The organism is Streptomyces sp. NPDC058231 (assembly GCF_042882275.1).
In the GTDB taxonomy this organism is placed as follows: Bacteria; Actinomycetota; Actinomycetes; order Streptomycetales; family Streptomycetaceae; genus Streptomyces.
Genome location: NZ_JBHVWN010000043.1, coordinates 53,400 through 68,896 on the forward strand (window position 1 = coordinate 53,400; position 15,497 = coordinate 68,896).

Annotated in this window: 11 protein-coding genes and 1 pseudogene; 9 read left to right on the plus strand and 3 right to left on the minus strand. The window is 72.7% G+C overall.

The genetic code is table 11. The features are described 5' to 3' along the window. Positions 1-72 precede the first annotated feature (72 nt). Positions 73-501, plus strand: a complete 429-nt coding sequence (locus tag ACFVXE_RS25550; protein WP_389674457.1) for an MGMT family protein — start codon at positions 73-75, stop codon at positions 499-501. A 208-nt stretch (positions 502-709) separates the two neighbouring features. After that, complete coding sequence (locus ACFVXE_RS25555; protein ID WP_389674435.1) at positions 710-4,126, plus strand: ATP-dependent helicase; 3,417 nt, start codon at positions 710-712, stop codon at positions 4,124-4,126. A 28-nt stretch (positions 4,127-4,154) separates the two neighbouring features. On the opposite strand, the pseudogene ACFVXE_RS25560 reads toward ACFVXE_RS25555, so the two are convergent. Continuing rightward, positions 4,155-4,328 (minus strand): annotated as a pseudogene (locus ACFVXE_RS25560) (SAM-dependent methyltransferase); the annotation flags it as partial. Positions 4,329-4,479: 151 nt separating this feature from the next. On the opposite strand from ACFVXE_RS25560, the gene ACFVXE_RS25565 reads away from it, so the two are divergent. The 3 genes from ACFVXE_RS25565 to nudC are packed head-to-tail and all read left to right on the plus strand — an operon-like array spanning position 4,480 to position 10,473. Beyond that, positions 4,480-8,076, plus strand: a complete 3,597-nt coding sequence (locus ACFVXE_RS25565) for a UvrD-helicase domain-containing protein (protein WP_389674436.1) — start codon at positions 4,480-4,482, stop codon at positions 8,074-8,076. A gap of 10 nt (positions 8,077-8,086) precedes the next feature. Then, a complete protein-coding gene (locus tag ACFVXE_RS25570) occupies positions 8,087-9,481 on the plus strand; it encodes a dipeptidase (protein ID WP_389674438.1) in 1,395 nt (464 codons plus the stop codon). Positions 9,482-9,525: 44 nt separating this feature from the next. Then, the gene (nudC, locus tag ACFVXE_RS25575) at positions 9,526-10,473 is read left to right on the plus strand and encodes an NAD(+) diphosphatase (protein ID WP_389674440.1); all 948 of its coding nucleotides are present in this window, start codon (positions 9,526-9,528) and stop codon (positions 10,471-10,473) included. A 272-nt stretch (positions 10,474-10,745) separates the two neighbouring features. Here the strand turns inward: nudC and ACFVXE_RS25580 are convergent, their stop codons facing one another. Together ACFVXE_RS25580 and ACFVXE_RS25585 are read right to left on the minus strand one after the other, a co-directional pair. Then, positions 10,746-11,066, minus strand: a complete 321-nt coding sequence (locus ACFVXE_RS25580) for a hypothetical protein (RefSeq protein WP_389674441.1) — start codon at positions 11,064-11,066, stop codon at positions 10,746-10,748. 219 nt (positions 11,067-11,285) lie between these two features. Beyond that, positions 11,286-11,543: a glutaredoxin domain-containing protein gene (locus tag ACFVXE_RS25585; protein WP_389674443.1), complete on the minus strand. Its 258-nt coding sequence runs from the start codon at positions 11,541-11,543 to the stop codon at positions 11,286-11,288. Positions 11,544-11,676: 133 nt separating this feature from the next. Between ACFVXE_RS25585 and ACFVXE_RS25590 the strand changes: the two genes are divergently transcribed. The 4 genes from ACFVXE_RS25590 to ACFVXE_RS25605 all read left to right on the plus strand — a co-directional run bounded on the left by ACFVXE_RS25590 (position 11,677) and on the right by ACFVXE_RS25605 (position 15,315). Continuing rightward, on the plus strand, positions 11,677-13,926 hold the full coding sequence (locus ACFVXE_RS25590; RefSeq protein WP_389674444.1) for an ATP-dependent DNA helicase UvrD2: 2,250 nt from the start codon (positions 11,677-11,679) through the stop codon (positions 13,924-13,926). A gap of 165 nt (positions 13,927-14,091) precedes the next feature. Next, the gene (locus tag ACFVXE_RS25595; RefSeq protein WP_389674446.1) at positions 14,092-14,418 is read left to right on the plus strand and encodes a hypothetical protein; all 327 of its coding nucleotides are present in this window, start codon (positions 14,092-14,094) and stop codon (positions 14,416-14,418) included. A gap of 172 nt (positions 14,419-14,590) precedes the next feature. Further along, positions 14,591-14,959 (plus strand): WhiB family transcriptional regulator, encoded by a 369-nt coding sequence (locus ACFVXE_RS25600; RefSeq protein WP_389674448.1) that lies wholly within the window; start codon positions 14,591-14,593, stop codon positions 14,957-14,959. Continuing rightward, positions 14,956-15,315: a hypothetical protein gene (locus ACFVXE_RS25605; RefSeq protein WP_389674450.1), complete on the plus strand. Its 360-nt coding sequence runs from the start codon at positions 14,956-14,958 to the stop codon at positions 15,313-15,315. The genes ACFVXE_RS25600 and ACFVXE_RS25605 overlap by 4 nt, the downstream gene beginning before the upstream one ends. Positions 15,316-15,497 lie beyond the last annotated feature (182 nt).

Genomic DNA, 15,497 nt, shown 5'->3' on the forward strand with positions numbered 1-15,497 from the left:
GAGCGCACGGACACGGAACGGCCTGCCCCGGTCCCGGCCCGGCTGTCGGTGGCATGCGGCACCATGGACCGGATGAACGAACACCGGACGAGTGGCGACGGGCCGACGGGCGACCGGCCGTCCGGCGCATTGCCGGACCACGACGCGCTGCCGGAGTACGCGGAGCGCGTACTCGATGTGACCGACCTGATCCCGCCCGGTCGCGTCATGACGTACGGCGACGTCGCCGAGTGGCTGGGCGAAGGCGGCCCGCGACAGGTCGGCCGGGTCATGGCGCTGTACGGCGCGGCGGTGCCGTGGTGGCGCGTGGTGCGCGCCGACGGAGCCCTGCTGCCCGGCCACGAACTGCGGGCGCTCGACCACTACCGCGAGGAGAGCACCCCGCTGCGCGAGGCGTCGCGCAGCGCGGACGGCCATCTGCCGCGCCTGGACATGAAGCGCGCACGGTGGGACGGCGTGACCGGCGGGGACCGGGCCGGATTCGGGTCTGCTCACACCTGACAGCTTCCGTCATACGGACCGATGGCGGGTGAGCCGGGCTCGTACGGTGTGCGAGAAGCGCGGTGCGGATCGACGCGCGACGCGGAACGTGACGATCGCCGCAGCGGACCCGCCGACGTCCGCGCCCTCGCTGGCGTAGCGTCGACAGTTCGCGGTACGCACCCCCGCCCCCTCACCACCAGCACACCCACCAGGACCGGCGATCCACGTGAGCTCCTCCTCCTTCACCCGGCACAGTCCGCACCGTCAGGCACGGCAGCGGACCACGGGTGCGTACCGGCTGGTGCGCACCCGGCCGGGCTCCGTGGATCCCCCCCTGCTGGACGCAGCGCAACGCGCGGTGGTTGATCACCCCGGCGGCCCGCTGCTGGTCCTCGCGGGGCCCGGCACCGGCAAGACGACCACGCTCGTCGAGTCGGTCGCCGCCCGCGTCGCCCGGGGCGGCGACCCGGCCCGCATCCTGGTCCTCACCTTCAGCCGCAAGGCGGCGGTGGAGCTGCGGGACCGGATGGCGGCCCGGCTCGGCGCCGCCCGCGGTCCGCAGGCCACCACGTTCCACTCCTTCTGCTACGCCCTGGTCCGTGCCCACCAGGACGCCGACCTCTTCGCCGATCCGCTGCGGCTGCTCTCCGGCCCCGAGCAGGACGTCACGGTCCGCGAGCTCCTGGCCGGCCAGCTCGAACTGGAGCAGGAGGGGGCCGCGCACATCCGCTGGCCCGACGAACTGCGGGCCTGCCTGACCACGCGTGGCTTCGCCGACGAGGTACGCGCGGTGCTCGCCCGCAGCCGCGAGTTGGGACTCGGCCCGGACGCCCTCGCCGACTTCGCTCGCCGCACCGGCCGCCCGGACTGGGGCGCGGCCGCCGCGTTCCTCGCCGAGTACCTGGACGTGCTCGACGCGCAGGGAGTGCTCGACTACGCGGAGCTGGTCCACCGGGCGGTGCTCCTCGCCGAGCGGCCGGAGGTGGCCGCACTGCTGGCCGGGGCGTACGACGCGGTGTTCGTCGACGAGTACCAGGACACGGACCCGGCGCAGGTACGGCTGCTGCACGCGCTGGCCGGCAACCGCGGAAGTGCGCCGGGAGCGGGGGGCGGCCGCGACCTGATCGCGTTCGGTGACCCGGACCAGTCGATCTACGCCTTCCGGGGCGCCGATGTGAACGGCATCCTCGACTTCCCGGAGACGTTCCGCCGGGCGGACGGCGCCGCGGCCCCCGTCGGTGTCCTCACCACCTCGCGCCGTTCCGGCGCAGGGCTGCTGCAGGCGACCCGGCTGCTCACCCGCCGGATGCCGCTGACACGTCTGCCGTCGGCGAAGGTGCGCGCCCACCGGGAGCTCGCCGCGGTCCGCGAGGGCGGCCGGGTCGAGACGTACACCTACCCGACCGCCTCCACCGAGCTGGAGAACGTCGCCGACCTGCTGCGCCGCGCCCACCTGGAGGACGGCGTGCCGTGGAACGAGATGGCGGTGCTGGTGCGCGCCGGCGGCCGCACGATCCCCGCGGTGCGCCGCGCCCTCACCTCGGCGGGCGTCCCCCTGGAGGTCGACGGCGACGACCTCCCGCTGCGCCACGAACCGGCGGTGGCCCCGCTCCTGACGGCCCTGCGCGCAGTCGCCACGGCGGCGCTGCACCGCACGACGGCCGCGGAGCCTCCGGCCGCGGAGCCCCCGACCGCGGGTGACCCGGCGGCCGCCCGTGCGGACGACGCGCCGGCCGAGGCCGGCTCGGAGGAGGGCGCCGCCCCCGCCCCCTGGCTCGACACCGAGACGGCTCTCACCCTCCTCGCCTCTCCGCTCGGTTCCATGGACGCCGCCGATCTGCGGCGGCTCGGCCGGGCGCTGCGGGACGAGGAGCGGGCCGCGGGCAACCGTGTACCGGCGCCCTCCGGCGACCTGCTGGCCCGTGCGCTCGCCGAGCCCGAACGCCTCGTCGTGCACGACCCCGCGTACGCCCGCGGCGCCCAGCGCCTCGGTGCCCTGCTGCGCAGCGCCCGTGAGCTCCTCGAAGGCGGCGGCACCGCCGAGGAGGCCCTGTGGGAGCTGTGGGCCGGCACACCCTGGCCGGGACGGCTCGAACGGGCCGCGCTGCGCGGCGGGGCGGGCGGCCGCAACGCCGACCGGGACCTCGACGCCGTCTGCGCGCTCTTCGAGACCGCGGCCCGCGCCGAGGAACGCACCGGCGGCCGGGGCGCGCTGAACTTCCTCGAAGAGGTCGACGCGCAGGACATCGCCGCGGACACGCTCTCCAAGCGCGTCGCGCGCCGCGACGCCGTGCGCCTGATGACCGCGCACCGGTCCAAGGGGCTGGAGTGGCGGCTGGTGGTCGTCGCGGGTGTGCAGGAGGGCCTCTGGCCCGACCTGCGCCGGCGCGGCTCGCTGCTCGAAGCGGACCGGATCGGCCGCGACGGCCTCGCCGAACCGCTCACCCCGGGCGCCCTCCTCGCGGAGGAGCGCCGCCTCTTCTACGTGGCGGCGACCCGTGCCCGGGAACGGCTGATCGTCACCGCCGTGAAGGCCCCCGCCGACGACGGCGACCAGCCGTCCCGCTTCCTCGCCGAGCTCGGCGTCGAACCGCGCGATGTGACCGGCCGCCCGCGCCGCCCCCTCGCCGTCGCCTCGCTCGTCGCCGAACTGCGCGCCACCACCGTCGACCCCGACGCCTCCGACGCCCTGCGCGACGAAGCCGCCCGCCGGCTGGCCCGGCTGGCCGCGCTCACGGACGACGAGGGTCAGCCGCTCGTGCCGTCGGCCCATCCGTACCGCTGGTGGGGGCTGTACGAGCCGACCCGCTCGGCCGTTCCGCTCCGCGACCGGGACCACCCCGTGGCGCTGTCGGGCAGCGCGCTCGACCAGCTCGCCAACGTCTGCGCGCTGCAGTGGTTCCTCGGCCGCGAGGTGAAGGCCGACGCTCCGGCGACGGCCGCGCAGGGCTTCGGCAACGTGGTGCACGTACTCGCGGACGAAGTCGCCTCCGGCCGCACCCCCGCCGATCTGGCGGTCCTCATGGAGCGTCTCGACTCGGTCTGGGACGGGCTGGTCTTCGACGCCCCCTGGAAGTCGCAGCAGGAGAAGGACCAGGCGAGGGCGGCCCTCGAACGCTTCCTGCGCTGGCATGTGATGGACCGCACCGGCCGCACCCCAGCGGCGAGCGAGCACGACTTCGACGTGACGCTGGAGGCCGGGGAGTACGAGGTACGGATCCGCGGCTCCATGGACCGCGTCGAACAGGACGCCGAGGGCCGGGCGTACGTCGTCGACTTCAAGACCGGCAAGCAGGCCCCGACGAAGGACGAGGTGGCGCGCCACCCGCAGCTCGCCGTCTACCAGCTGGCCGTACGGGCGGGGGCGGTCGACGACGTCTTCGAGGGACACCGTCCCCTCTCCGGCGGCGCCGAACTCGTACAGCTGCGGCAGCCCGCACCGAAGAAGGAGGGCGGCGACGCCCTCCCCAAGGTGCAGGCCCAGGAGCCGCCCGCCACCGAGTGGGTCTCCGACCTGCTGGCCACGGCCGCCGGCCGGGTCCTGGACGAACGGTTCACCCCGTCGACCGGCCAGCACTGCACCCACTGCACCTTCCGGGCGTCCTGCAGCGCACAGCCGGAAGGCCGGCACGTCCTGGAATGAGAGCCGCCTGACCACGGACCCGGTCGGGCGTGAGGTACCCCCGCGGATCGGCGGGGAGCGCCATGGCCGCAGCCTCGCGGTCGGCGGGGTGGTTGTCCTCGCCGCCGAGGAATACGTCATACACCCGGGCGGGATGCGCCCCGGTCGTATCGGTCCTCCTCCTGATCCCGGCGGAGTCAGCGGCGGGTGCGTCGGTACTCATGTGACCCTCCTCGTAAGGCTGTTGGAGCGGTCACACGCGGTCGCCGGTGATCAGTCCTCAGCCTGGACCGGCCGGGCCCCGCGAACGAGGCACTCCCCGGACTCCTGCCGGCCCCCGCACGTTGTCGGTGTGCCCGGTTAGCCTCTATGAGGTGTCCCCACGTATCACCGATCCCGAGCAGCTCAAGGAGCTCCTCGGGATCCCCTTCACCCCGGAGCAGACGGCCTGCATCACGGCGCCGCCCGCCCCGCAGGTGATCGTGGCCGGAGCCGGTTCGGGGAAGACCACGGTGATGGCGGCACGCGTGGTGTGGCTGGTCGGGACCGGTCAGGTCGCCCCGGAGCAGGTCCTCGGGCTCACATTCACGAACAAGGCGGCGGGCGAACTCGCCGAACGCGTCCGCAAGGCCCTCGTTGCCGCCGGGGTCACCGACCCGGACGTCATCGACCCCGACAACCCGCCGGGCGAACCCAGCATCTCCACCTACCACGCCTTCGCCGGCCGGCTCCTCACCGAGCACGGGCTGCGGATAGGGCTCGAACCGACCACCCGCCTCCTCGCCGACGCCACCCGCTACCAGCTCGCGGCCCGCGTGCTGCGTGAGGCGCCCGGCCCGTACCCAGCCCTGACCAGGTCGTTCCCCACTCTGATCAGCGATCTGCTGGCGCTCGACGCCGAGCTGGCCGAGCATCTCGTCCGCCCCGAACGGCTCGCTGAGTACGACACCGAGCTTCTCCGTGCGCTGGAATCGGCCAAGCTCACCAACGCCGAGCTGCGCAAGATCCCCGAGACCGCCGAGGCCCGCCGCGAACTGCTCTCGCTGACCCGGCGCTACCGGGACGCCAAGCGCAGCCGCGACCTCCTCGACTTCGGCGACCAGATCGCGCTCTCCGCAGAGCTGGCCCTCACCCGCCCCGAGGTCGGCGCGATCCTGCGCGACGAGTTCCGGGTCGTCCTGCTCGACGAGTACCAGGACACCTCCGTCGCCCAGCGGCTGCTGCTCTCCGCGCTCTTCGGCAGCCGCCCCGACGGCACCGCGTCCGGGCACGCCGTCACCGCCGTCGGCGACCCCTGCCAGGCGATCTACGGGTGGCGCGGCGCCTCCGTCGCCAACCTCGACGACTTCCCGCGCCACTTCCCGCACGCCGACGGAACCCCCGCCGACCGCTACTCCCTCAGCGAGAACCGACGCAGCGGCGGACGCCTCCTGCACCTCGCCAACGGGCTCGCCGAGCCACTGCGCGCCATGCACGAGGGCGTCGAGGCGCTGCGCCCCGCCCCGGGCGCCGAGCGCGACGGCATCGTCCGCTGTGCCCTGCTCCGCACCCACGTCGAAGAGATCGGCTGGCTCGCGGACTCGATCGCCCATCTCGTACGGACCGGGAAGGCTCCCGGCGAGATCGCCGTCCTGTGCCGCACCGCAGGGGACTTTCCGGAGATCCAGGCGGCGCTCGTCGCCCGCGACATCCCGGTCGAGGTCGTCGGCCTCTCCGGGCTGCTGCACCTGCCCGAGGTCGCCGACCTCGTCGCGGTCTGCGAAGTCCTCCAGGACCCGGGTGCCAACGCCCCCCTGGTCCGGCTGCTCACCGGCCCCCGCTGGCGGATCGGCCCCCGCGACCTGGCCCTCCTCGGCCGCCGCGCCCGCCTCCTGGTCCACCGGGCCGCCCACGCCGACGACGACGTCGATCCCGACCGCCGTCTCGCCGAAGCGGTCGAGGGCACCGACCCGGCCGAGGTCGTCTCGCTCGCCGACGCCCTCGACACGTTCCTCGAGTCGGGCGGAGCCGAGGACGACGGGCTGCCGTTCTCCGCCGAGGCCCGCGTCCGCTTCGCCCGCCTCGCCACCGAGCTGCGCGAGCTGCGCCGCTCACTGGCCGACCCCCTCATGGACGTCCTGCACCGGGTCCTGTCCACCACCGGCCTCGAAGTCGAACTCTCCGCGTCGCCGCACGCCCTGGCCGCCCGCCGCCGCGAGACCCTCGCCAACTTCCTGGACGTGGCCGCCCGCTTCGCGGCCGTCGACGGCGAGGCCACGCTGCTGGCCTTCCTCGGCTTCCTGCGCACCGCCGCCCAGTACGAGAAGGGCCTGGACAACGCGCTGCCCGGCGGCGAGAACACCGTCAAGGTGCTCACCGCCCACAAGTCCAAGGGGCTGGAGTGGGACGTGGTCGCCGTGCCCGGTCTGGTGACCGGACAGTTCCCGAGCGGCCAGTCCCGCGATGCCTGGACCTCCCAGTCGAAGGTCCTCCCGCACGCGCTGCGCGGCGACGCCCCCACGCTGCCCGTCATCCACTCCTGGGACGCGAAGGGGCTCAAGGGCTTCAAGGAGGAGATGAAGGAGCACCAGCACACCGAGGAGCTCCGCCTCGGCTACGTCACCTTCACCCGGCCGCGCACCCTGCTGCTCGGCTCCGGCCACTGGTGGGGCCCGTCCCAGAAGAAGCCGCGCGGGCCGTCGGACTTCCTGCAGGCGCTGTACGAGCACTGTGCGGCCGGACACGGCGAGATCGAGGCATGGGCGGACCAGCCGGCCGAGGACGAGGAGAACCCGGCGCTGGACGCGGCGGCCGCCGAGCACGCCTGGCCGCTGCCGCTGGACGACACGGCGTTGGCCCGCCGCCGCGCCGCCGCGGACACGGTGCTGGCCCACCTGGAGACCCTGGCCGGGGCATCGGCGGCGGGCGCGGCGCCCGGGGCGTATCCCGTACCGGCGGGCGACTCCGCGGACGACGGCCTCTTCCGGGACGAGGAGCCGTACCCGGACGAGGAGCCGTACCCGGACGCCGAGCCCTGCTTCCCGGACGGGGAGCCGTATTTCGACGAGGAGCCTCATCCGGACGAGGCCGCGGACCGGGACCTCTGGCCGGACGGACCCTCCGTGGACCAGGGCACGCGACCGTCCCCCGAGGCCCCCGGAGCCCTGACGCCCCGCGCCCCCGCACCATCCGGCACCGCGCCCTTCCCGGCCCCGCACGTTCCCGCAGCCCGTACCCCGTCGCTGCTCACCCCCGAGGAGTCCCGCACCCTCGCCTCCTGGGACCGTGACCTCGACGCGCTCGCCGGTGAGCTGCGCCGGGCCCGCGCCACCGTCCGCGAGGTCCTGGTGCCGGCCTCGCTCTCCGCCACCCAGCTGCTGCGTCTGGCCGACGACCCGGACGGCTTCGCCCGGGAGCTGGCCCGCCCCATGCCCCGACCGCCCGCGCCCGCGGCCCGCCGCGGCACCCGCTTCCACGCCTGGGTCGAGGCCCGCTTCGAGGAACTGCCGCTGCCCATGCTCGGCCCCGACGAGCTCCCCGGAGCGGACGGGAGCGACGCCGACATCGCGGACGAGCGCGATCTCACCGCGCTCAAGGAGGCCTTCGAGCGCACCTCCTATGCGCGCCGCACCCCGTACCGCGTCGAGACGCCGTTCCAGATCACCCTCGCGGGCCGGGTGGTCCGGGGCCGGATCGACGCCGTGTACCGCACCGAGGGCGCGGACGGCGTCAGGTACGAGATCGTCGACTGGAAGACCACCCGCAACGTCCCCCACAGCTCGCGGGGCGTCCCGGCCGTGCCCACCGCCGACCCGCTGCAGCTGGCCGTCTACCGCCTCGCCTGGGCCGAGCTGCACGACGTACCACTCGAAGCGGTCACCACCACGTTCCTCTTCGTCCGCACCGGAGAAGCCGTCCACCCCACCGGCCTGCCGGGCCGGGCAGAACTGGAACGCATCCTGTTGGACGAGCCACCTTCCACAGGCCGATAGGCTCAAGAGCATGAGCGACACCCCGGACAGCGCCGTCCGTACGTACACCGAGCAGCACCGCGCAGCCTTCCTCGACGACCTCGCCGAGTGGCTGCGCATCCCCTCCGTATCCGCCCAGCCGGAGCACGACGGGGACGTACGGCGCAGCGCCGAGTGGCTGTCGGCCAAGCTCAAGGAGACCGGCTTCCCGGTCGCGGAGGTCTGGGAGACACCGGGCGCCCCCGCGGTCTTCGCCGAGTGGCCGTCCGAGGACCCGGACGCCCCGACCGTCCTCGTCTACGGACACCACGACGTGCAGCCCGCCGCCCGGGAGGACGGCTGGGACACCGGCCCGTTCGAGCCGGTGATCCGCGACGGCCGGATGTACGGTCGCGGCGCGGCCGACGACAAGGGCCAGGTGTTCTTCCACACCCTCGGTGTCCGGGCCCACCTCGCCACCACCGGGCGCGCCACCCCCGCCGTCCACCTCAAGCTCCTCGTCGAGGGCGAGGAGGAGTCCGGCTCCCCGCACTTCCGCGCCCTGGTCGAGGAGCAGTCGGCACGGCTCGCCGCCGACGCCGTGATCGTCTCCGACACCGGCATGTGGGACGAGTCGACGCCGACGGTCTGCACCGGCATGCGCGGCCTCGCGGAGTGCGAGATCGAGCTGTACGGCCCCGCCCAGGACATCCACTCCGGATCGTTCGGCGGCGCCGTCCCCAACCCGGCGACCGCCGTGGCCCGCCTCGTCGCCGCGCTGCACGACGCCGACGGACGGGTCGCGATCCCCGGTTTCTACGACGGCGTGACGGAGCTCACCGACGCCGAGCGCGCCCTCTTCGCCGAGCTCCCCTTCGACGAGGCGACCTGGCTGCGGACCGCCAAGTCGCAGGCCGCGACGGGCGAGGCCGGCTACTCCACGCTGGAACGCATCTGGGCCCGCCCCACCGCCGAGGTCAACGGCATCGGCGGCGGATACCAGGGCGCCGGAAGCAAGACCATCATTCCCTCCTCCGCCCTGGTGAAGATCAGCTTCCGGCTGGTCGCCGGACAGGACCCCGACCACGTCCGACAGGCCGTCACGGCCTGGGCACAGGCGCAGTTCCCGGCAGGTATCCGCCACCGGATCAGCTTCGCGCCGGCCACCCGCCCCTGCCTGACGCCGCTGGACCACCCCGCGCTGCGCGCCGTCGCCCGCGCCATGGGCCGGGCCTTCGGCCAGAAGATCCTCTTCACCCGTGAAGGAGGTTCGGGGCCCGCCGCCGACCTGCAGGACGTGCTCGGCGCACCCGTCCTCTTCCTGGGCATCTCCGTACCGTCCGACGGCTGGCACGCCCCCAACGAGAAGGTCGAACTGGACCTCCTGTTCAAGGGCGTGGAGACGACCGCCCACCTCTGGGGCGAACTCTCCGCCGCACTCCGCTGAATCCTCTGAACACCCGAACCGTCCCGGGGGAGTAGGAAGCACCTGTGAGCACCTTCCACAACGCCACGACCGGCCGTCCGATCGGCCTGACCGCACCCAGCGGCATCGACCGCGCCGCACACCACCGCCTCGACGAGGCCTGGCTCTCCGCCGCCTGGAGCCACCCGACCACCCGTGTCTTCGTGGTCTCCGGCGGCCAGGTGCTGATCGACGACACCGCCGACGGCGGCACGGAGATCGTCATGACGCCGGCCTTCGAGGCCCCGGTCACCGAGACCCACCGCTACTTCCTCGGCACCGACGAGGACGGGGTCAGTTACTTCGCGCTCCAGAAGGACTCACTGCCCGGCCGGATGGACCAGCCGGCCCGCCCGGCCGGGCTGCGCGAGGCCGGCCTGCTGCTCGGCGCCCGCGACGCCGGGCTGATGGTGCACGCGGTGGCGCTGGAGAACTGGCAGCGGCTGCACCGCTTCTGCTCCCGCTGCGGCGAGCGCACGGTCATCGCGGCGGCCGGTCACATCCGCCGCTGCCCGGCCTGCGGCGCCGAGCACTACCCGCGCACCGACCCGGCGGTGATCATGCTGGTCACGGACGACCAGGACCGCGCCCTGCTGGGCCGCCAGGTGCACTGGCCGGAGGGCCGCTTCTCGACCCTCGCGGGCTTCGTCGAGCCCGGGGAGTCGATCGAGCAGTCCGTCGCCCGCGAGGTGTTCGAGGAGGCGGGCGTCACGGTCGGCGAGGTCGAGTACGTCGCCAGCCAGCCCTGGCCGTTCCCGTCCAGTCTGATGCTCGGCTTCATGGCACGGGCGACCTCGTCCGAGATCGATGTGGACGGCGAGGAGATCGAGGAAGCCCGCTGGTTCTCCCGTGAGGAGCTGACCGCCGCATTCGAGTCGGGCGAGATCCTGCCGCCCTTCGGCATCTCGATCGCGGCCCGTCTGATCGAACTCTGGTACGGCAAGCCGCTTCCGAAGCCTGGCAGCGTCGGCTGACGCGCGGGAGTGCGGGCGACGGGCTGCGGGCGACGGAGGAGACGGGCACAGCTGGGCTCCGCCCACCGCGGTGACCGTCGTCCGGACGGAGCGCCGCCGGTGCGAGCCGGCAGGCGTCGAGTCACGGCGCTGCACCGACCAGGTGGACCCGTACCGAGGATCGGGCCGCCTGCGAGGCGATCCGGTCCGGCCGAGGACGGTCACTGCGGCAGCCCGGCAGCCCGGCAGCCCGGCGCTGCGGTACGGCCTGACGCCCCCCTGCCGGGTACGTGTCAGTACGTCGGGACGAAGCACATGGCGATGGCCGAGCCGCCGAGAATCACCGCTTGTGACACACCCGGAATCCATCGGCGGAAGGCCAGCAACGGGCCGGCGATCACCACGGCGCCGATGGAGAGCAGCAGGATGAAGTCGCGTTTCGCCTCGGTGCGCGTCGCTGGATCGGGATACTGCATGCCGGTGTGGATGCCGACGTCCCACATACCCGACCCGTACAGGACGAAGAGGACGGGCAGGACGAAGAGCTCACACACGAACAGGACGGTGGCTATCGCGTGGTCAGCCGTGCGCGAAGGTCGATCGATGCTGGTCATGTCGGATACGACCAGCCCACAGGCGCGGTGGTTGCGTCCGAACCGTGCGCTCTCGTGACCGCGCGAGTCGCCCCATGCCGCGGCGGCGCTCCCGGAATCGTCCGAGCCCACCGGCCGCCGAGCCCCTCGTCCCCGGCGTCGCCGTCTCCCGCGTCGCTCCAGGAACGGCGCCGCCCCCTCCGGTGACCTCGACCGGAGGGGGCGCAGCGCGGGGGAGCGTCAGACCGCGAGGGCCTGCTTCACCTGGGCCAGGCTCGGGTTCGTCATGACGATGTTCTCGCCACCGTGGGGAGGAACGACCAGAACCGTCGGGACGGTCTGGTTGCCGCCGTTGGCCTTCTCGACGAAGGCCGCGGACTCCGGGTCCTGCTCGATGTTGATCTCGTTGTACGCGATGCCCTCGCGGTCCATCTGGCCCTTGAGCCGACGGCAGTAGCCGCACCACGTGGTGCTGTACATCGTCACAGTGCCCGGCATGTTTTCGCGCTCCTCTGTCTCGTTCGTCTCATCACGGTTCGCGGAAAAAGCCGCTCATACGCATCCCCGCAGGGAGTGGAACGCACGTGACCTGGTCACCATTCCCGCCGCCACTCCCGCATCAGTACGACGGATGCGGTGCCCCTGTGGACAACTTCTGCGTCCGCCTCTCCCGACCTGGCAGCATGGCGGGGTGACATCAGCAACGCATTCCTCTCTTTTCCCGCAGGTCCCCGAGTCGGCGGACGCCGTGCTCGACGGGCTGGACCCCGAGCAGCGCGAGGTCGCCCTGGCCCTGCACGGCCCGGTGTGCGTGCTGGCCGGAGCCGGTACGGGCAAGACGCGGGCGATCACGCACCGCATCGCGTACGGCGTGCGTGCCGGGATACTTCAGCCGACCAGCGTGCTGGCCGTCACATTCACCAACCGCGCCGCGGGCGAGATGCGGGGCCGGTTGCGCCAGCTCGGTGCGGCCGGAGTGCAGGCGCGGACGTTCCACTCCGCAGCCCTGCGCCAGCTCCAGTACTTCTGGCCGAAAGCGGTCGGTGGCGATCTGCCGAGGCTGGTCGAGCGCAAGGTCCAATTGGTGGCCGAGGCGGCGACCCGCTGCCGCGTCAGGCTCGACCGCAACGAGCTGCGGGACGTCACCAGCGAGATCGAGTGGGCCAAGGTCACCCAGACGGTGCCCGCCGACTATCCGGCGGTGGTCGCCAAGACCCAACGCGACGCACCGCGCGACCCGGCCGAGATCTCCCAGATCTACGCGATGTACGAGCAGCTCAAGCGCGACCGCTCGGTGATCGACTTCGAGGACGTGCTGCTCCTCACCGTCGCCGTCCTCCAGGACCGGCACGACATCGCCGACCACGTCCGACGTCAGTACCAGCACTTCGTGGTGGACGAGTACCAGGACGTCAGCCCGCTCCAGCAGCGTCTCCTCGATCTCTGGCTGGGCGACCGGGACAGCCTGTGCGTCGTCGGGGACGCCAGCCAGACCATCTACTCCTTCACCGGCGCCACCCCCGACCACCTGCTCAACTTCCGCACCCGCCATCCGAACGCGACCGTGGTCAAACTGGTCAGGGACTACCGCTCGACGCCCCAGGTCGTCCACCTGGCGAACGGGCTGCTGGCCCAGGCCGGCGGTCGCGCCGCCGAGCACCGGCTCGAACTGGTCTCGCAGCGGGACAAGGGCCCCGAGCCGGTCCATACGGAGTACGGGGACGAGCCAGCCGAGGCCGAGGGCACCGCCCGCCGGATCCGTGACCTGATCGCCGCGGGTGTCCCGGCCGGCGAGATCGCGGTGCTCTACCGGGTCAACTCCCAGTCCGAGATCTACGAGCAGGCCCTGTCCGACGCCGGCGTGCCGTACCAGCTGCGCGGCGCGGAGCGTTTCTTCGAGCGTGCGGAGGTGCGCGAAGCGGGCGTCGCCCTGCGCGGTGCCGCCCGCGCCGGGGGCAACGACTCCCTGCTCGACGACGCGGAGGGGCTGCCGTCACAGGTGCGCGCGGTGCTCTCCACCAAGGGGTGGACCACTCAGCCGCCCGCGGGCTCCGGTGCGGTGCGCGACCGCTGGGAGTCCCTGGCCGCGCTGGTACGGCTGGCCGAGGACTTCGAACAGGCCAAGCCTGGGGCGACACTCTCCGACCTGGTGGCGGAGCTGGACGAGCGGGCCGCCGCCCAGCACGCCCCCGCGGTCCAGGGAGTCACGCTGGCCTCGCTGCACTCGGCGAAGGGCCTGGAGTGGGACGCCGTGTTCCTGGTCGGACTGACCGAGGGCATGATGCCGATCACGTACGCCAAGACCGACGAACAGATCGAGGAGGAGCGCCGTCTGCTGTATGTCGGCGTCACCCGGGCGCGCTTCCACCTCTCGCTGTCATGGTCGCTGTCGCGTTCGCCCGGCAGCCGTGGCGGACGGCGCCCGACCCGGTTCCTCAACGGGCTGCGCCCCGGCTCGGCGGCGCCCGGCGCGCGCGGCGCGGCCGGCGGAGGAGGAGGTGTCGAGCGCCCCACGGTGGCCAAGCGCAGGCAGCGCGGCCCTGCGCTCTGCCGGGTCTGCGGCAAGACACTCACCGACGCCGGCGAGATGAAGCTGATGCGCTGTGAGGACTGCCCCTCGGACATGGACGAGGCGCTGTACGAGCGGCTGCGCGACTGGCGTGCGGACCGGGCGAAGGAGATCGGACAGCCCGCCTACTGCGTGTTCACCGACAAGACGCTGATGGCGATCGCGGAGGCGGTGCCGGGCAGCGAGGGGGAACTCGCGGTGATCTCCGGGGTCGGTGTCCGGAAGATGGACCGGTTCGGCGCCGCCGTGCTGGCCATCTGCGCAGGTGAAGACCCGGTCGAGGGGCTGGAAGGAGACGACGGGCAGGTGTGAGGAAAACTCGTCGAAAAAATAGTTTGCGCCCGCCCCAGTCATCACCATAGGTTCTTAACCAAGGGAACAGCGACTTCTCTGAAGCCCTGACCCTGTGCTGTACTTATCCGAATACGCAGGACCGGCCTGGCCGGTCCACCGAGACGCCGAGAGGAGGCGATTGTCGTGATCAGCATCATCAAGTCCAACAAAATGACCGATCTCTCGGTCGTCTCCGCATGCTCGCTCGGCCTCGCCCGCTCCTCGGAATCCGCGCTTCGTGGCACCGGTCTGTCCGGCATTTCCGCCGCCGGCCCGCTGTCCCCGGCGAGCTTCCCCGTGCGGGAGCGCAATGAGCGACCGATCCAGGCACCGACGGCAGCAGTAGCGAAGGGACAGGCCAAGGCGGCCTATGCCTTTGCGGCAGTCGGTGCCGGAGCGGGACAGAAGACGACGCACCACCACATGCAGTGGGCCTTCCGTGGGCCTGAACCCTGGAGTGATCCAGCCTGATCCACCATCAGGCCGGCGCCTTCAGGGCCGCGGAACCCCACTCGGGATCCGCGGCCCTTTTGTTTTGTCCGAACGGACGACACAGCGAAAAGACGCCTCGGGACAAGCAGGACCCGGTACCAGCAGCCATCCGGCCGATCGGCCGGAACGAACAGACGAGGACACCACCACCGTGCAACTCGAAGCGCACGCCCCGTCAGTACCGCCTTCCGAAACGATCCCCCCGCCCGGCCTCACGGAGGACTCCACCTTGATCCCCCTCACTGCGCTCACCGCGCTCGACGACGCCATCGAGAACCTCGGCGTACCCGTCCCCTGCCGCTCCTACGACCCGGAGGTCTTCTTCGCCGAGTCGCCGGCCGATGTCGAGTACGCCAAGTCGCTCTGCCGCACCTGTCCGCTCGTCGAGGCCTGCCTCGCGGGTGCCCAGGAGCGCCGCGAGCCCTGGGGCGTCTGGGGTGGCGAGCTGTTCATCCAGGGCGTCGTCGTCGCTCGCAAGCGTCCGCGTGGCCGTCCGCGCAAGAACCCGGTCGCGGCGTGACCGCCGGCCTGGGGGTCACGGCCCCCAGAAAACTCACGCGTATCGGAACCATCGACCGTCCCCGGACCCACGACCCCCGAAATCAGGCACCAATGACCGTCCCCACGAACGAGCCCATCGGCTCCGCGACACCGAACGTCACAAACATCGGCGCGAACGACTCGCGTCAGAACAGGACCCGCGAAATGCAACTCATCCCAGAAGCCCTGGCTCGTGCTCATATGCACGACCGCCTGAGGGAAGCCGAGGCGGAACGCCGGGCCGTGCGCCTGGTCTCCGCCCGGCGGATGCAGCGCCGGGCGGAGCGCGCGTCGCTGCGCGCCCGCCGGGCACTGGCCATGGCGGTCATGCACTGACCAGGCCGACAACCGCAGCACCCGCTGCCGGGCAGCCGCTCTGCCCGGCAGCGATCAGTACCCCTTCCGCGGGGGCGGGGCGGACCGAGCCGCCCCCCCGGGGGGGGGTGGGGGGGGGCCCCCCCCCCCGGCGGCCGGGGTGTAAGGAACCGGTTGGCGTGGGGACAAAACAACCCCCCCCA

What these genes read in the sequence shown, in the direction of transcription:
- ACFVXE_RS25585 (WP_389674443.1), bottom strand. Translation starts at nt 11,543, where the DNA reads ATGCCGGGCACTGTGACGATGTACAGCACCACGTGGTGCGGCTACTGC.
- ACFVXE_RS25580 (WP_389674441.1), bottom strand. Translation starts at nt 11,066, where the DNA reads ATGACCAGCATCGATCGACCTTCGCGCACGGCTGACCACGCGATAGCC.
- ACFVXE_RS25570 (WP_389674438.1), top strand. Translation starts at nt 8,087, where the DNA reads ATGAGCGACACCCCGGACAGCGCCGTCCGTACGTACACCGAGCAGCAC.
- ACFVXE_RS25590 (WP_389674444.1), top strand. Translation starts at nt 11,677, where the DNA reads ATGCGGTGCCCCTGTGGACAACTTCTGCGTCCGCCTCTCCCGACCTGG.
- ACFVXE_RS25550 (WP_389674457.1), top strand. Translation starts at nt 73, where the DNA reads ATGAACGAACACCGGACGAGTGGCGACGGGCCGACGGGCGACCGGCCG.